Origin of the sequence: Herbaspirillum rhizosphaerae, assembly GCF_046025915.1 — a bacterium.
Lineage (GTDB): Bacteria > Pseudomonadota > Gammaproteobacteria > Burkholderiales > Burkholderiaceae_D > Herbaspirillum > Herbaspirillum rhizosphaerae_A.
In genome coordinates this window covers 23,218-38,941 of the sequence record NZ_JAQQFR010000001.1, presented here as the reverse complement: position 1 = coordinate 38,941, position 15,724 = coordinate 23,218, and the positions used below count along the sequence as shown (strand labels likewise).

The 15,724-nt window shown below is 58.7% G+C and carries 14 protein-coding genes and 1 pseudogene; 13 read left to right on the top strand and 2 right to left on the bottom strand.

Translation table 11 applies throughout. The annotated features are described in order from the left end of the window. The first annotated feature begins 87 nt into the window (after window positions 1-87). Both hslU and PQR63_RS00165 read left to right on the top strand, forming a co-directional pair. Window positions 88-1,446 carry an ATP-dependent protease ATPase subunit HslU gene (hslU, locus tag PQR63_RS00170; protein ID WP_408164630.1) on the top strand — a complete coding sequence of 453 codons (1,359 nt, stop codon included), beginning with the start codon at window positions 88-90 and terminating at the stop codon, window positions 1,444-1,446. Between the two features lie 39 nt (window positions 1,447-1,485). Then, window positions 1,486-1,686, top strand: coding sequence for a hypothetical protein (locus tag PQR63_RS00165; RefSeq protein ID WP_094565723.1), 201 nt, complete (start codon window positions 1,486-1,488; stop codon window positions 1,684-1,686). 94 nt (window positions 1,687-1,780) lie between these two features. On the opposite strand, the gene gspG is transcribed toward PQR63_RS00165, so the two are convergent. Then, window positions 1,781-2,251, bottom strand: a complete 471-nt coding sequence (gspG, locus tag PQR63_RS00160) for a type II secretion system major pseudopilin GspG (protein WP_408164628.1) — start codon at window positions 2,249-2,251, stop codon at window positions 1,781-1,783. Between the two features lie 189 nt (window positions 2,252-2,440). Between gspG and glpK the strand changes: the two genes are divergently transcribed. Next, entirely contained in the window at window positions 2,441-3,940 is a 1,500-nt protein-coding gene (glpK, locus tag PQR63_RS00155; RefSeq protein ID WP_408164626.1) for a glycerol kinase GlpK, read from the top strand. A 21-nt stretch (window positions 3,941-3,961) separates the two neighbouring features. On the opposite strand, the gene cyaY is transcribed toward glpK, so the two are convergent. After that, the gene (gene cyaY / locus PQR63_RS00150) at window positions 3,962-4,297 is read right to left on the bottom strand and encodes an iron donor protein CyaY (RefSeq protein ID WP_408164624.1); all 336 of its coding nucleotides are present in this window, start codon (window positions 4,295-4,297) and stop codon (window positions 3,962-3,964) included. 40 nt (window positions 4,298-4,337) lie between these two features. On the opposite strand from cyaY, the gene lptM reads away from it, so the two are divergent. The 10 genes and pseudogenes from lptM to PQR63_RS00100 all read left to right on the top strand — a co-directional run bounded on the left by lptM (window position 4,338) and on the right by PQR63_RS00100 (window position 15,649). Further along, the gene (lptM, locus tag PQR63_RS00145; RefSeq protein ID WP_408164622.1) at window positions 4,338-4,625 is read left to right on the top strand and encodes an LPS translocon maturation chaperone LptM; all 288 of its coding nucleotides are present in this window, start codon (window positions 4,338-4,340) and stop codon (window positions 4,623-4,625) included. 19 nt (window positions 4,626-4,644) lie between these two features. Then, the gene (gene lysA / locus PQR63_RS00140) at window positions 4,645-5,940 is read left to right on the top strand and encodes a diaminopimelate decarboxylase (RefSeq protein ID WP_408164620.1); all 1,296 of its coding nucleotides are present in this window, start codon (window positions 4,645-4,647) and stop codon (window positions 5,938-5,940) included. Between the two features lie 105 nt (window positions 5,941-6,045). Next, complete coding sequence (locus tag PQR63_RS00135) at window positions 6,046-6,795, top strand: DNA-3-methyladenine glycosylase (RefSeq protein WP_408164618.1); 750 nt, start codon at window positions 6,046-6,048, stop codon at window positions 6,793-6,795. Window positions 6,796-7,075: 280 nt separating this feature from the next. Next, window positions 7,076-7,255 (top strand): annotated as a pseudogene (locus PQR63_RS00130) (double zinc ribbon domain-containing protein); the annotation flags it as partial. Between the two features lie 42 nt (window positions 7,256-7,297). Then, on the top strand, window positions 7,298-8,293 hold the full coding sequence (locus tag PQR63_RS00125; RefSeq protein ID WP_408165380.1) for a hypothetical protein: 996 nt from the start codon (window positions 7,298-7,300) through the stop codon (window positions 8,291-8,293). 126 nt (window positions 8,294-8,419) lie between these two features. Beyond that, entirely contained in the window at window positions 8,420-9,589 is a 1,170-nt protein-coding gene (locus tag PQR63_RS00120; protein ID WP_408164616.1) for a hypothetical protein, read from the top strand. Window positions 9,590-9,599: 10 nt separating this feature from the next. After that, window positions 9,600-10,751, top strand: a complete 1,152-nt coding sequence (locus tag PQR63_RS00115; RefSeq protein ID WP_408164614.1) for a zinc-ribbon domain-containing protein — start codon at window positions 9,600-9,602, stop codon at window positions 10,749-10,751. 289 nt (window positions 10,752-11,040) lie between these two features. Further along, window positions 11,041-12,504 (top strand): high affinity choline transporter 1, encoded by a 1,464-nt coding sequence (locus PQR63_RS00110; RefSeq protein ID WP_408164612.1) that lies wholly within the window; start codon window positions 11,041-11,043, stop codon window positions 12,502-12,504. Between the two features lie 401 nt (window positions 12,505-12,905). Beyond that, complete coding sequence (otsB, locus tag PQR63_RS00105) at window positions 12,906-13,652, top strand: trehalose-phosphatase (RefSeq protein ID WP_408164610.1); 747 nt, start codon at window positions 12,906-12,908, stop codon at window positions 13,650-13,652. 131 nt (window positions 13,653-13,783) lie between these two features. Beyond that, window positions 13,784-15,649, top strand: a complete 1,866-nt coding sequence (locus PQR63_RS00100) for a glycoside hydrolase family 15 protein (RefSeq protein WP_408165340.1) — start codon at window positions 13,784-13,786, stop codon at window positions 15,647-15,649. Window positions 15,650-15,724 lie beyond the last annotated feature (75 nt).

The window sequence follows — 15,724 nt, the reverse complement described above, 5'->3', positions numbered from 1 at the left end:
TCCGTCCGCCACCGGCTGACGACCTCTCGCTACAGATCGTGAACAGGTTTCAGGTCCTTTGAACCATACAGAGCAAAGAACATCGCCATGAACATGACTCCCAAAGAGATCGTCTCCGAACTGGATAAACACGTCGTCGGCCAGGGCCGCGCCAAGCGCGCCGTCGCCATTGCGCTGCGCAACCGCTGGCGTCGTCAGCAGGTCGCCGAACCGCTGCGCCACGAAATCACCCCAAAGAACATCCTGATGATCGGTCCCACCGGTGTCGGTAAAACCGAAATCGCCCGTCGCCTGGCCAAGCTGGCCGACGCACCTTTCATCAAGATCGAAGCCACCAAGTTCACCGAAGTCGGCTATGTCGGCCGCGACGTCGATACCATCATTCGCGACCTGATCGACATCGGCATCAAGCAAACGCGTGAAGGCGAAGTACGCAAGGTGCGTGCTCGCGCTGAAGATGCTGCCGAAGACCGCGTGCTCGATATCCTGCTGCCACCCGCGCGCGATTTCGGCTTCACGCCGGAAGGCAACAAGACTGCTGCGGTCTCGGGTGACGGCGTGGAAGAAAAGGGTAGCACCACACGCCAGACTTTCCGCAAGCGTTTGCGCGAAGGCGCACTCGATGACCGTGAAATCGAGATCGAGTTGTCAGACGCCGCGCCTTCCATGGAAATCATGGCGCCGCCGGGCATGGAAGAAATGACCGAGCAGATCAAGTCGATGTTTTCCGGCATGGGCAACAACCGCAAGAAAACTCGCAAGATCAAGATCAAGGAAGCCATGAAGTTCCTGATCGACGAAGAAGCCGGCAAGCTGGTCAACGAAGAAGAGTTGAAGCAGAAGGCGATCACCAACGTTGAGCAAAACGGCATCGTCTTCCTCGACGAAATCGACAAGATCGCCACACGCTCTCAAGGCAGTGCCGACGTCTCGCGCGCCGGTGTGCAGCGCGATCTGCTGCCACTGGTGGAAGGGACGACCGTCAACACCAAGTACGGCATGATCAAGACCGATCACATTCTGTTCATCGCTTCGGGGGCTTTCCATCTGGCCAAACCGTCCGATCTGATTCCGGAATTGCAAGGCCGTTTCCCGATCCGCGTCGAACTGGATTCCTTGTCGATTGATGATTTCAAAACCATCCTGACCGGCACCGACGCCTGCCTGACCAAGCAATACCAGGCCTTGCTCGAAACCGAAGGCGTCAAGGTGGAGTTTGACGACAGCGGCATCCAGCAACTGGCGGAGATTGCGTTTTCGGTCAACGAAAAGACCGAGAACATCGGCGCCCGTCGTCTCTACACCGTGATGGAAAAGTTGCTGGAAGAGATCTCGTTCTCCGCCGGTGAAACCGGTGAGCAGACCATCGCAATCGATGCGGCCTACGTCAAGGATCGTCTGGGTGAACTGGCGGTCAACGAAGACCTATCGCGTTACGTGCTGTAAGCGTAACAGGACAGAACCGCAGAGAAGGAGCGCGCAGCCATGGCAAACAAGGCACTGGCAACGAGGCAGAAGATGAGCTTTCGCGTCGAGCCTTCGCAAAAACTTGCCAAGCCGCGCAATCCGGTTGCGGTCGCCGCCAAGCAGCGCGCCGCCGGTCCGCATCGCAAGACGGCATCGGCGCTGCGGCAGTCGGCCCGGTTGGACGTGAAAAAGAAACTGGACGAACCGGAGCAGGATTAATGCTTCGGCTTTTACCGATCAGTTGCAATGAAAAAGCCACGGATTTCCGTGGCTTTTTTACGTGCGGGTAGCGTGTAGAACAGTAGCTACGCAATCAATGTTTGCTGCGGATCACACCCGGATTGTCGTCGCCTTCATCCGGGCCATGGACGCCGAACGAGAACACGTCAAAGGCGTCGCCTTCGCTGCTGAGTCGGTATTGATAAGGATGCCCCCAGGGATCGCGCGGCAGCCGATCGATATAGCCGCCGGTTTTCCATTCCTTCGGGATCGGGCTGCGGGTTGGCTTGACGATCAGCGCCAGCAGGCCCTGATCATTGGTCGGATAGCTGCCGGTGCCTTGCTTGTAGAGTTGCAGCGCTTTTTCAATCTCGCCGAGATCTTGTTCGGCGGTGACGGTTTCCGGATTGTGCGCGTGATTGACGACGGTCATCAGACGCGGTGCGGCGACGATCGCGATCACCGCAATGACGGCGATTGCTGCGAGCAGCTGGAATTTCGTCAAACCGCGTTGCCGTGCATGGTTGGGCGTGCGAGGGTCGGGTTGCGTGGTCGTGCTGCGCATTGAACGTGCTTTCCAGAATTGCTGTGAGTGTGACAAGATGCGAGAGTATAAGGCACATAAGGCACCCCATGCATCGAGGTGGAGCGTCGCAGCGGGAAACGGTGGAATTTTTCGCAGCAGACTGTCCCGCACAATGCCGGTGTTGTCAAAATAACATTGTTATGCGCGGCATCGCCGCCGGAGGAAGACATGTCGGAGCAGTACATCCTGGCGCTCGACCAGGGCACCACCAGTTCACGTGCGATTCTGTTTGATCGTGCCGGCCATATCGTCAGCACGGCGCAAAAGGAATTTCAGCAGATCTATCCGCATCCGGGCTGGGTCGAGCACGACCCGCAAGAGATCTGGTCCACGCAAGCAGGCGTCGCTGCCGAAGCGGTGACCAAGGCGGGCGTGAATGGCGCATCCATTGCTGCCATCGGCATCACCAACCAGCGTGAGACCACCATCGTCTGGGATCGCGACAGCGGACGTCCGCTGTACAACGCCATCGTGTGGCAGGACCGGCGCACCGCTGCGTTTTGCGACGCGCTGAAATCCGCCGGCCATCAGGAATCGATCCGCGCCAAAACCGGCTTGCTGGTCGACTCCTATTTTTCCGGCACCAAGATCCGCTGGATACTCGACAACGTGCCCGGCGCGCGTGATCTGGCGAAAGCGGGGAAGCTGGCGTTCGGCACCGTCGACAGCTGGCTGATCTGGAATTTCACGCGTGGAGAACTGCACGTCACCGACGTCAGTAATGCCTCGCGCACCATGCTGTTCAATATCCATACGCTGGAATGGGATGACGAGTTGCTGGCCTTGCTGGATATCCCCCGCAGCATGCTGCCTGAGGTGCGGCAATCGAGCGAACTCTACGGTCACACTAAGACCACCGTATTTGCATCGAAGATTCCGATTGCCGGTATCGCCGGCGACCAGCATGCGGCCTTGTTCGGGCAGATGTGCACGGCGCCCGGCATGGTCAAGAACACTTACGGTACCGGCTGCTTCATGGTGATGAACACCGGCGACAAGCCCATCGTGTCGAAGAACAATCTGCTCACCACGATTGCCTGGCAGGTCGACGGCAAAGTGCACTATGCGCTGGAAGGCAGCATCTTCATCGGCGGCGCGGTGGTGCAGTGGCTGCGCGACGGTCTCGGCATCATCCGGCATTCCCGCGATGTGGAAGCGCTGGCGCGTAGCGTGCCCGACAGCGATGGCGTTTATCTGGTGCCGGCGTTTGCCGGACTCGGCGCGCCGCACTGGAATCCACATGCGCGCGGCGCCATGTTCGGCGCCACGCGCGGCACCACCTCGGCGCATCTGGCGCGCGCCGCCCTCGACAGCATCGCTTATCAGACCATGGATGTGCTGAAGGCGATGCAGGCCGATGCCGGATTGGATATTACGCAATTACGCGTCGATGGTGGGGCGACCGCCAATGACCTGCTGATGCAGTTTCAGGCCGACATTCTCGGCGTCGAAGTGATTCGTCCGGAAGTGACGGAAACCACCGCGCTGGGCGCTGCCTATCTGGCGGGGCTGGCAGTCGGATTCTGGCCGGATCAGGAAGCCCTGCGCCGGCAATGGCGTCAGGACGCCAGCTTCAAGCCGGCCCTGCCCGCAGAGCAGGTCGGCAAGCTGGTGCGCGGCTGGCAGCGCGCGATTGCGGCTGCCAAGTCGTGGGCTGACGACAGTTAATACACAGTCAGCGCAGTCAGATTACGGCGCAGTCAGCGTCACAGCCACACCGGCCTGTTCGGTGACCGAGGCCGACAGCGTGGTATACAGCTCGGAGCCGTCGCGTGCGCTCAGCCATTGCTTGCCGTCGTATTTGAAGTGATAGCCGCCCGATTTGGAGGCCAGCCACAACTCTTGCATCGGTGCCTGGCTGTTGACGATGATTTTGGAACCGTTATCGATGCATTCGATTTCCAGCACGTTGCCGCTGCGGCTGCACTCGACGTCGAGGTCAGTGTCGTCGGTGGCCTGCTCCAGTGCGGCTTCGATCGCGTTCAGCGCGGAATCCGCGAGGGCCAGGAATTCTGATTCTGTCATGCTACACTCCGAGACATTGATGTAAACCCGTGATTCTATCGTGAAGTCTCCATTTTATTTTTCCCCGGCCCGTCCGGCGTCCCTCTCACTGAGCGCTGTTGCGTTGATCGTGCTCTTGACCGGCTGCGGTCAGAAGGGGCCTTTGTACCTGCCGAAACCACCGGCGCCGCATCCTGTCAGGACTGCGCCTGCTCCGGCGGCAGCCGATGTCGGCGCTGATGCTGCAACTGATCCTGCAACTGATTCTGCAACCGATGCTGCAACTGATGTGTCAACCGGCAAAGCCGGTGCGGCATCATCGAATACCGCTGTTCCCCAATCAAAATAATTCTCGCTGTCTCTACTTTATGTCCCATTTTTCCTATCGCGACGGCGTTCTGCACGCTGAAAATCTGCCCCTGAATGCACTGGCCAAGCAATTCGGCTCGCCGCTCTACGTGTATTCCAAGGCAGCATTGACCGCCAACTACTCCGCCTACGCTGATGCCTGCAAGAAAGCCGGCCGCAGCGTGGATGCCGGTGACGGCGGCGCGCTGGTGTGCTATTCGGTCAAGTCCAACTCCAATCTGGCCGTGCTGAACCTGCTGGGCAAACTCGGTTCCGGCTTCGACATCGTATCGGGCGGCGAACTGCTGCGCGTGATTGCCGCCGGCGGCGATCCGCGCAAGGTGATCTTCTCTGGTGTCGGCAAGGGCCGCGACGAAATGCGTCTGGCGCTGGAGCACGACATCCTGTGCTTCAACGTCGAATCGATTCCTGAAGTGCATCGCCTCAATGAAGTCGCAGGCGAAGTCGGCAAGCGTGCGCGCATCTCGCTGCGCGTTAATCCCAACGTCGACGCCAAGACCCATCCCTACATTTCCACCGGCCTGAAAGAAAACAAGTTCGGCGTCGCCTACGAAGATGCCTTGGCCTGCTACCGCGATGCGGCGGCCCTGCCGAACATCGAAGTCGTCGGCATCGATTGCCACATCGGTTCGCAATTGCTCGACGACGCGCCGTTGCTGGAAGCGCTCGACAAAGTCATCGAATTGATCGATCAGCTGGAAGCCGAAGGTATCGCCATCCACCACCTCGACATTGGCGGCGGCATCGGCATCACCTATGACGACGAGCAACCGGTTCCGGTCGGCGACTACCTGGGCCGTCTCTTCGCCCGCGTCGATGCCTGGCGCAAGCAAAAATACGACGGCCGTGCCATCAAAGTCATGTTCGAACCCGGCCGTTCCATCGTCGGCAACGCCGGTCTGCTGATCACCGAAGTGCAATACCTGAAGCACGGCGAAACCAAGAACTTCGCCGTGGTCGACGCCGCCATGAACGACCTCATGCGCCCAGCCCTGTACGAAGCCTGGCATGGCGTGCAAGCCGTGCAACAGCGCAAGGATGCGGCGCAGACCTACGACATCGTCGGTCCTGTCTGCGAATCCGGCGACTGGCTGGCGCGTAATCGCGAACTGGCGCTGGCGCCCGGCGATTTGCTGGCGCTGATGTCGGCAGGCGCGTACGGCATGACCATGGCCTCCAACTACAACACCCGTGGCCGTGCAGCGGAAGTGCTGGTCGATGGCGACAAGGTGCACCTGATCCGCAAGCGTGAAAATCCGGCTGACCTGTTTGCGCTGGAAGCTATCGTCGACTGATGTCGACTCATTGATGGGCATTTCATACTGAAAGCGGGGCGAGTTCCGAAAGGACTCGCCCCATTTGCTATTTGATGATGGACCTTGACTTCGATGAACGACAAGATGCGTAAAGCTTCACCTGCCACGTCCCGCTTTACCATGCTGGACAACCGTTTTTTCGATCAGGACAGTCCTGCGCTGGCGCGCGCGCTCATCGGCAAAGTAATACGCCGGCGCTGGAAAGACCAATGGCTCTCCGCCCGCATCATTGAGACCGAAGCCTATTGCCTCGACGAGCGCGGCAGCCACGCCTCGCTGGGCTACACCCACAAACGGCGCGCGCTCTTCATGGACGGCGGCACCATCTACATGTATTACTCGCGTGGAGGCGATTCGCTCAACTTCAGCGCAGCCGGCCCGGGCAATGCCGTACTCATCAAATCAGCCTATCCCTGGATCGATGCCATCGCCGGCTCCGAAGCACTGGCCGTGATGCAGGCTGAAAATCCCGATGCGCAAGGCGCTGCGCGGCCTCTGCACCGGCTGTGTGCGGGGCAAACCTTGTTGTGCAAGTCTTTAGCCCTGCGTGTCCCCGATTGGGACGCGCGTTGCTTTGATCCGGAAGAATTGTTCGTCGACGATGTTGGAGAGAAACCGCAGACCCTGATCGAGACTACACGACTGGGCATTCCAGCCGGCCGGGATGAGCATCTGCCATACCGCTATGTCGATCCTGCCTATGCCCGCCATTGCACGCGTAATCCGCTGCGCAGAGGTCAGTGCGTACCCCTGCACTACCGCTGGGTGGATCGCGACGGCCAGGCGGCACCGGCGCAGGAATTTCCGCAAGACGTCATCCCGGTTGCAAGGTGATTTGCCCACTCCGTAATTACTGACGAGACTGACAAATCAACGCGATCGGCGTTGATACAGTGATGTACCGACTGCCGGTTTTCATTACGGCCGTGTTACATCGGGCAGCCGGGCGATGGGGATCAACTTAGTGCACTCCAACCTGCCGGGTATTCTTATGTCGAGAAGGGTTTTTTCTGTTTTCTTTTGAGAAACGATGCGTCAGAATGACGCGGGCAAGAATAATTATTGCTGTACATCACATCATTGCCGCCATTAATAAAAACAGGGGAAAAGCAATATGCAGTGTCTGCACTGTGGTGCCGATAACAGGGATTCGGCCAAGTTCTGTCTCGCGTGCGGTACGTCTTTTACTGCTTCCGCATCTCCATCAATTTCAGCTTCTCCGATAACGCCGCCAACCGATACCATTGCTTGCCCCGGCTGCCAACATGGCAACAAGCCGGGCACAAAATTTTGTGCCAAGTGCGGTACGAATCTTCAGGCGACAGTCAGCACAGCGGTGATCGCTGCACCGGCGGAACCCGTCATCACGCCTGTCGATGCGTCAGCATCCATCGCTGCGGTTGCTGCAAATCCTGCGCCGTCTCAGCCTTTGATGCCACCGCCACCGCCGGAGATCGCTCGGGAAGAAGTTGTTGCCGAACCTGTCTTTGAGCCGGTTGCCAACGTCATTGCGCCCGCTCCTGAGGTAATTCAGGAGCCGATTACAAAGGCGGTTGAACCAGTCAAGCCGGAACCTGTAACTGAGCCTTTAGTTGCTGCAGTGGTTGTTCCGCCTGAGGTCGAAGCCGCCATTAACGTCAATCCAGCGGCAGCATCGATCCCGGCTGCCGCCACGAGCAAGTCTTCCTCGCGTACGCCCTTGTTTGCCGGCATTGCGGTCCTCGTGATTGCCCTCGGCGCAGGCGGTTTCTGGTATTCCCAGAAGGGAGTTGCCACGACTCCGGCAGTGACCGCACAGGTGGTTGCACCTGCCGCAGTGCCGGCACAAGAAACTGCGCCTGTAGTTGCCGCTGCTCCGGCAGCAACGGTGCCCGCGGCAACTACAGAGGCTGCGCCAGCACTAGCGCCAACACCGGTCGCAACCGCACCGGTGGCAGCATCTGCGCCTGCTGCCGCTGAACCGGCAGCAGAATCCAAGCCGGCGCCCAAGCAAGCTTCAGCCGAAGAACTGGCTGCACAAAAGGCCCAGTTGCAGGCCAAGAAGTTGGCCGCAGAAGAAGCGCGCAAGAAAAAGCAGGAAGCCTTGCAGGCTGAGCGTGAAGAGCGTCGCGCGCGCTTGGCCGAGGCACAAGCGCAATCCCGTGCCAACACTGCGCAGGCGACTAACTCCACACCCGGCCCGACCAAGGTGTTTACGCCAAACGCTCCCGGCACCGCCGAGCGGGTTGCCGAATGCCAGCGGCAGTCTTTCTTCATGCGCGAAAAATGCATGTGGGAAGTGTGCAACGGCAAGTGGGGCAAAGACGGTTGCCCTTCCTACGAGCGTAATTAAGCGCCTCTTCACTACGATCCGGTCGCTCATCACCGCCATCCGGACGCCATCTGAGGGAAGCCGTCGGGAAGCCTTGTCATCAGGGCTTCACGCACGCTGCAAATCAAATCAACAAGGGGAAATCGCATGACCGATACAACAACTGCCGCAAAGGCATCGGCACCGCTGATGTCAACAATCGAATCGCTGCTGCAGGCAGCGTCTGCGTTCAAGAACTTTCGCGCGCTCACACTGCTCGGACTGACGTTTGTGACAGCGGTCCTGACGGGTGGTCTGTTCGCCTATCTTGCCAGCGTCACCGGCATCTATTTTCTGTTTTTCCTAGCCACACTTCTGAGCATCATCGTACTTTTCTACGGCAGCAACGGCGTGGGCATCCTGTTGATGAACGACGCGCAAGGGCATCCGGACAGCCACAGCATCATCGATGCGGTTTTGCTGTCGCTCTACACTAGCCATCGTTTGCTGGCGGTGGTTTTTCTCCAGATCCTGATCGTGCTGGCAGTGATTGTAGTCGTCGCGATTGCACTGGCGATCTGCAAGATTCCTGTGCTGGGTCCGTTGTTGTACACCTTCGTATTCCCGGTCTCGGCGGTGGTGCTCGGGATTCTTGTGTTCGCCCTGTATTTCGTCATGCTGCCGTTAGCGGCGCCAGCGGTCTGGAGCGGCAGCAGCGTTTTCCAGGTGATCGCGCAGCTCAACATGGTGGTGCGCAAGCAATTGATCATGGTGCTGTTGTCTGAGTTCATCCTGATGCTCATTACCGGTTTCGTCGCCTTCATCATTACGATGGTGATCGTGTCCGGATCGGCGATCACCTCCAGCATGTCGCTCGGCATCATCGGTTTTGGCGGCGGTGGTTTATTGGGTCTGGCGTCGGGCTTCGGTTTTGGCGGCATGGGTGGCAATGGTCACATGATGGCCGGTATGGTCGGCGGCGGATTGCTGTTCGCCGTTGGTGCGTTGATTCCAAGCCTTATCTGGAGCAAAGGTATCTGTCTGATCTATCTCAACAGCACGCGCGATCTGGATTTCTCCAAGGCGGAAGAGCAGCTCAACAGCAAACTGGATTCGGTACGCAAGAAAGCAGAAGAAGCGCGCGAACGCGCCCGCGATCTGGCGGCCCAGCAGAAACAGAAAGCAGGTGCGAATCCTGTGGCGGCTACTGCCGGAGCCGTCATTGATACGCAGGCTCCTGCTGTGGTTGCACCGTCTGCACCTGCTTGCCCTGTATGCCACGCAGGAATTTCGTCCGATGACGTGTTCTGCGGCAATTGCGGCAACAAGCTGAAATAAGAGGACAGACATGGCGCGCTTTTGTACGCAATGCGGTGTTTCCAATCTGGACACCGCCCGGTTCTGCGAAGAATGCGGAACGCCGCTGAAGGCAGCAGTGTTCGCGACGCCCGCAGGCGCTCCTGTGACGCTTGCTGCTCAGGAAGAATTTCATGCGGCCGTCGTGCCGCCTGGATTGACCAGGCGCAAGCTGGCAATCGGTGCCGGCATCGTCGCAGTTTTGTTGGTTGCTGGTGGTGGACTGGCGGTATGGCTGGCGCCGGAATCCCCTTCCGAAGCCAGTTTCAAACGTGCCATGGAGGGCTATCTGGCCGACAACGCGGGCGCACGTGAGAACCTGCTCTGTGTCACTAACATGCGCTATCAGGGTGACTCGATCCGGGTGGCTGAATATGACGCTTTCACCAAAAAATGGATGGATGCGCTGGCTGAAAGCGGTGTGTATGCACCGGCCCAAGTGGTGCGCAGCACTACCGGATTTTTCGTGCAGAACCAGTATGTCTATGCACTCACCGAAGCGGGAAAACCTTGGATCAGAAATAATCGTCTTTGTCTGGGCAACAGTGTGCAGGTGACGACGGTTTCCGGTTTTGATCAGGTGCAGAAGAACGGCGAGCGTAGCGTCGCCATAGCGCGCGCCCAGCTGGAGATCAAGGACGAAGCGCCCTGGCTGAAACAGTCGTCTCAGCGTGACGAGATCCTGCAAAAGACCAGCAAGACAAGCATGCAGTTGAACATGCCGGTGACGCTAGTCGACGGCAAATGGAAGGTTAGTCAGGATGCGTCCCTGCTCAGGCGTACAGAGTTCAGCAATGGCTTTAATCCGTTCGGCAGCGAGAGCTCACGCCTCGGCCGGGATGCGGCAGCATCGTCCAGCGGCGGCATCTTCAGCAAGATCAAGCGCTGGTTCTCTTTCGGTGGCCATCCGCTAGTGGGCAAATGGCGCGAGCAAAGCGGCATGGTCAATTTCGAGTTCACCAGTGATCAGATGATCGAGGGCGGCACGGTCATCAAGGCGCGCTTTGAGAGCGACGGCAACACCGTCAAAATCTGGCCGGAAGAGGGCGGTGGCACCCAAGGCCTGATCGTCACCATGCTTGACAAAGACACTGCAGTCATCGACATGGGTCTGATCAAGATGAAGTTGCTTAGGGTTAACTAACCCTGATGTCAAATCACCTGGCCATCGATTCATCGATTTGTCAGCTATTCGTCAAACTATTCCTTCGTCGGATCGGCCGTACCACATGCTGTAAAGCGGCGCGGCCTTCCTGACGCACGCGTAACGGGGGAGGATAGAGCAGGGCAGGGAAGGCAGGCGGGTGCGGAATTTGCATCCACATCAGAAGACGCTCCCGATACGGCTTCCTGCCGTTATAATGCGCGTTTTCGCCCACTAGCCCTCCCACTTTCCGGGCCTTTTTCAAAGCCCTTTTGCGTAAGGAAATTGCATGAATGCCCTGATCTGGTTCGTCATACTTTATTGGGTGATTTCAGTTGGTATCGGCCTTTACGCAACCAAGTTCGTCAAGAGCGGCAAGGACTTCGCCGTGGCCGGCCGTTCGCTGCCGATGTCGGTGGTAACGGCGACAGTGTTCGCGACCTGGTTCGGTTCGGAAGCGGTGCTGGGCGTCTCGTCGACTTTCCTCAAAGAAGGTCTCGGCGGTATCGTTGCCGACCCCTTCGGCTCCTCACTGTGTCTGATCCTGGTCGGCGTGTTCTTCGCCAAGCCGCTGTACCGCATGAATCTGCTGACCATCGGCGACTACTATAAGAAGCGTTTTGGCCGCGCCGCAGAAATGCTGGTGACGATCTGCATCGTAATCTCTTACCTCGGCTGGGTGGCGGCGCAGATCAAGGCGCTGGGCCTGGTGTTCAGTGTGGTCTCGGGCGGCTACATCCCGATGCACTGGGGCATGATCATCGGCGCAGCCAGCGTGCTGATCTATACGCTCATGGGCGGCATGTGGGCGGTGGCGATCACCGACTTCCTGCAAATGATCATCGTCGTGGTCGGCATGCTGTATATCGGTTGGGAAGTCTCCGGCATGGTCGGTGGACCGGCGGTCGTGATCCAGCATGCGGCGGATGCCGGCAAATTCAACTTCTGGCCTTCCCCCACGCCCAAGGAGGTGCTGTGGTTCTTTGCCGCCTGGATAACTATGATGCTCGGCTCGATTCCGCAACAGGACGTGTTCCAGCGTGTGATGTCGTCGAAGAATGAAAAGATCGCGCGTAATGCCTCTATTCTCGGCGGTGTGATCTATTTCATGTTTGTGTTCATCCCGATTTTCCTGGCGTACTCGGCGACGCTGATTGATCCCGCCATGGTTGCCCGTCTGCTGGAAACCGATTCGCAACTGGTGCTGCCGACGCTGATCATGGAAAAGATGCCGGTGTTTGCGCAGGTCATGTTCTTCGGTGCGTTGCTGTCGGCGATCAAGAGCTGTGCCAGCGCGACCTTGCTGGCGCCGTCGGTAACCTTCACCGAAAACGTGATCAAGGAAATCCGTCCATGGAAGAGCGACAAGGAATTCCTGTTCTCCATGCGCGTGGTGGTGCTGATCTTCACCATCGCCGTGACCTCGCTGGCCTTGAACAGCCAGTCCAGCATTTATCAGATGGTCGAAAACGCCTATAAGGTGACGCTGGTTGCTGCCTTTACGCCGCTGGCGTTCGGCGTCTACTGGAAGCGCGCGACGCGTCAGGGTGCGTTGGCCGCGATGATCCTCGGTCTGGTCTCATGGATCACGCTGGAATACGCCGCGCCGGAAGGCATGTGGCCGCCGCAGCTGGTCGGTTTGCTCATGAGCATCGGCGGCATGGTGGTTGGTTCGCTGATGCCGCAACTGGTGGCGCCAATTCCTCAGGTACCGGCGCAAGCTGCATTGAGCACCGACGGTCAGAGCAGCTAAGTTGATCCTGCTTGCCTGGTTAGTGTCAGCAATAGAACGCGCTAATCAGGCAAGCAATCTAGCAATGCAAGCAGTGAAAAAAGCTTGTCAGTGGTGTAAGACACTCACTCATAAGTCACTTCACGCAACGCCGATAGACAAACCTGAGTCGCTCGTGCACAACTGATTACATCCTCTTCCTCACCCTCGGGTGATTCGCATTTTTTGCATGACCAGGCGAATCGCCGAGCGGCCCGGCTCTTCAGTATTTCCCTTCTTTCAGCAGCATCCATCCGGTCTTTTCGCTCCGGCCGCCTCGCGTTTTTCATTTGCGTTTTCTCAGGGAAAGTTGTCGCTCAAAGACGACTTTATTGTCGAAAAACCAATTGGAACTAATCGGTATTAAATCGACCTCATAAAGCATGTCTTTGCAAATTCATGAATACGACTTTGCCGCGGATGCATTGTTTCTCGACTTCGACGGCACCCTCGTGAACCTGGCTCCCGAGCCCGACAGCGTGGTGCCTGCTCCGGATCTGATCGAAATGTTGCAGCGGCTCCAAGAACTCTCGCATGGCGCGTTGGCAGTGGTCAGCGGTCGTCCGGTGGTGCAGCTCGACCATTATCTGGCGCCACTCCACCTGCCTGCTGCTGGGGTGCACGGGCTGGAAAGGCGCGACGCATCGGGACGCTTGATTCAACTGTCTGCGCCCGACACGGCTCGCCTGATGGAACGTCTGGCACCGCTGGTGGCGCGCCATCCCGGGCTGTTGCTGGAACCCAAGCGCGGCGCGTTGGCGCTGCACTATCGCAAGGCACCGCATCTGGAAGAGACCTGTATCGAAGCCATGAATCACGCCGTCTCGCGCGTGCCCGGTTTTACCGTCCTGCGCGGCAAGATGGTGGTGGAAGCCAAAGCGGCGCTGGCCGACAAGGGGGATGCCATTGCGTCCTTCATGCGTGAAGCACCGTTTGCCGGACGCCGTCCGGTATTCGTCGGCGACGACGTGACCGATGAGGCAGGCTTCGACTGGGTACAGTCGCACGGCGGCGGCTTCGGCATCAAGATCGGCGAAGGGCCGAGCAAGGCGAACATGCGGCTGGATAACCCGGCCGCTCTGCATCAATGGCTGGAGCAGGCGCTGAAAGCTGTCGACCGGCGTTCTTAGGCATTGTTAACAGGAACATTTTTTCGCGCACCCGAAGTCGAATCAGCTAGCTGGCGCCGCGCAGTCAAGCACGCCGGTCATGACATCCGGGCAACAACAAAAAGAGTAAAGAGAGGAAAGGCCGCATGAGCATGTCATCCACATCATCACCGTCATCCATCGACACTCCCAGTAACGACACCTCGACCGGCGTCAGCAACGACGGCGACCGGCCTTCCACTTCATCCCTCGATCTCGGCGTCATCGGTAACTGTTCTTACAGCGCGCTGATCGACAAGCTCGGTCGTGTCGTCTGGTGTTGTCTGCCGCGATTCGACGGCGATCCGGTCTTCAATGCCTTGCTTGATCCTGGTGAGAATGGCAGCTTGTGGAGTTTCGAGCTGGAGAATTTTTCCCACAGCGAGCAGTGGTACGAGCCGAATACGGCCGTGCTGAAAACGCGTCTCTACGACACGCTGGGGCAGGGCGTCGAGATCACCGACTTTGCTCCGCGTTTTCCGAGCCGGGGCCGCTTCTTCCGGCCGCAGACACTGGTGCGCCGCGTGCTGCCGCTGAACGGCGCGCCGCGCCTGCGCGTGCTGCTGCGTCCGCGTTTTGACTGGGGACGTGAGGTGCCGGAAATTACGCGCGGCAGCAATCACGTGCGCTACGTCGGTTCGGAAATGATCCTGCGCCTCAACACCGACGCACCCATCAGTTATCTGCTCGATGAAACCGCTTTCGTCATCAGCCGCCCGTTCAACTTCTTGCTCGGTCCCGATGAAACGCTGACCGGTGGTATCGGCGACACCGCACGCAGCTTTGAACAGGAAACCGTCACCTACTGGCGCAACTGGAGCCGCAGTCTCGCCACACCGCTGGAGTGGCAAGCCGCCGTCATCCGCGCCGCCATCACGCTCAAGATGTCGGTGTACGAAGATACCGGCGCGATCATCGCCGCCATGACCACCAGCGTGCCGGAAGCGCCGGGCAGCGCGCGTAACTGGGATTATCGGTATTGCTGGCTGCGCGACGCCTTCTTCGTGGTGCGTGCGCTGAACAGCATCTCAGAACTTGGCACCATGGAAGACTATCTGCGCTGGCTCACCAATGTCGTGGTGCGCTCGGCCGGCGGCCATGTGCAGCCACTGTACGGCATCGGTCTCGAAGAAGCCTTGCCGGAACAGATCCTCGATCACTTGCCCGGCTATCGCCATCATGCGCCGGTGCGCGTCGGCAATCAGGCCTACGAGCATTTCCAGCATGACGTCTACGGCAACATCATCCTCGGGGCCGCGCAGGCTTTCCACGATGTTCGTCTGCATCACCGCGCCGGCATTGAACAGTTCAAACATCTGGAAGCCGTCGGCGAGCGCGCCTTTGAAATGTACGACCGCCCCGACGCCGGTATGTGGGAGTTGCGCACGCGCTCGCGCATTCATACTTCGTCGGCGCTGATGAGCTGGGCGGCCTGCGACCGGCTCGCCAAAATCGCCGTACGGCTGGAGTTGACTGATCGCGCCACCTACTGGATCGAGCGTGCCGACATGATCGGCAAGCGCATCCTGACCGAAGCCTGGAATGAAGAACGTCAGACCTATGCCGAAAGCTTCGGTGGCCGTGACCTCGACGCCAGCGTCTTGCTGATGGTGGAGGTCGGCCTGATTTCGCCGACCGACAAGCGCTTTATCGCGACTGTCGACGCGCTGGAAAAATATCTGTGCGACGGCCCTTACATGCGCCGTTACGAAGCGCCGGATGATTTCGGTCGTCCCGAAACCGCCTTCAACATCTGCACCTTCTGGCGCATCGATGCACTGGCTCGCATCGGCCGCAAGGAGCAGGCGCGTGAAATTTTCGAGGCCATGCTGGCCGCACGCAATCATGTTGGCCTGTTGTCCGAAGACACGCATCCGGTCACCGGCCAGATGTGGGGCAATTTCCCGCAGACTTATTCGATGGTCGGGATCATCAATTGCGCGATGCGCTTGTCAGCATCGTGGGAGAGCGTGATCTGACGCGCGTTTGCCTATGCATATATTCCCGCCGTCTTCGTTTCTATCCGTCCAACACAACAAAAAAGGAGTTCCACC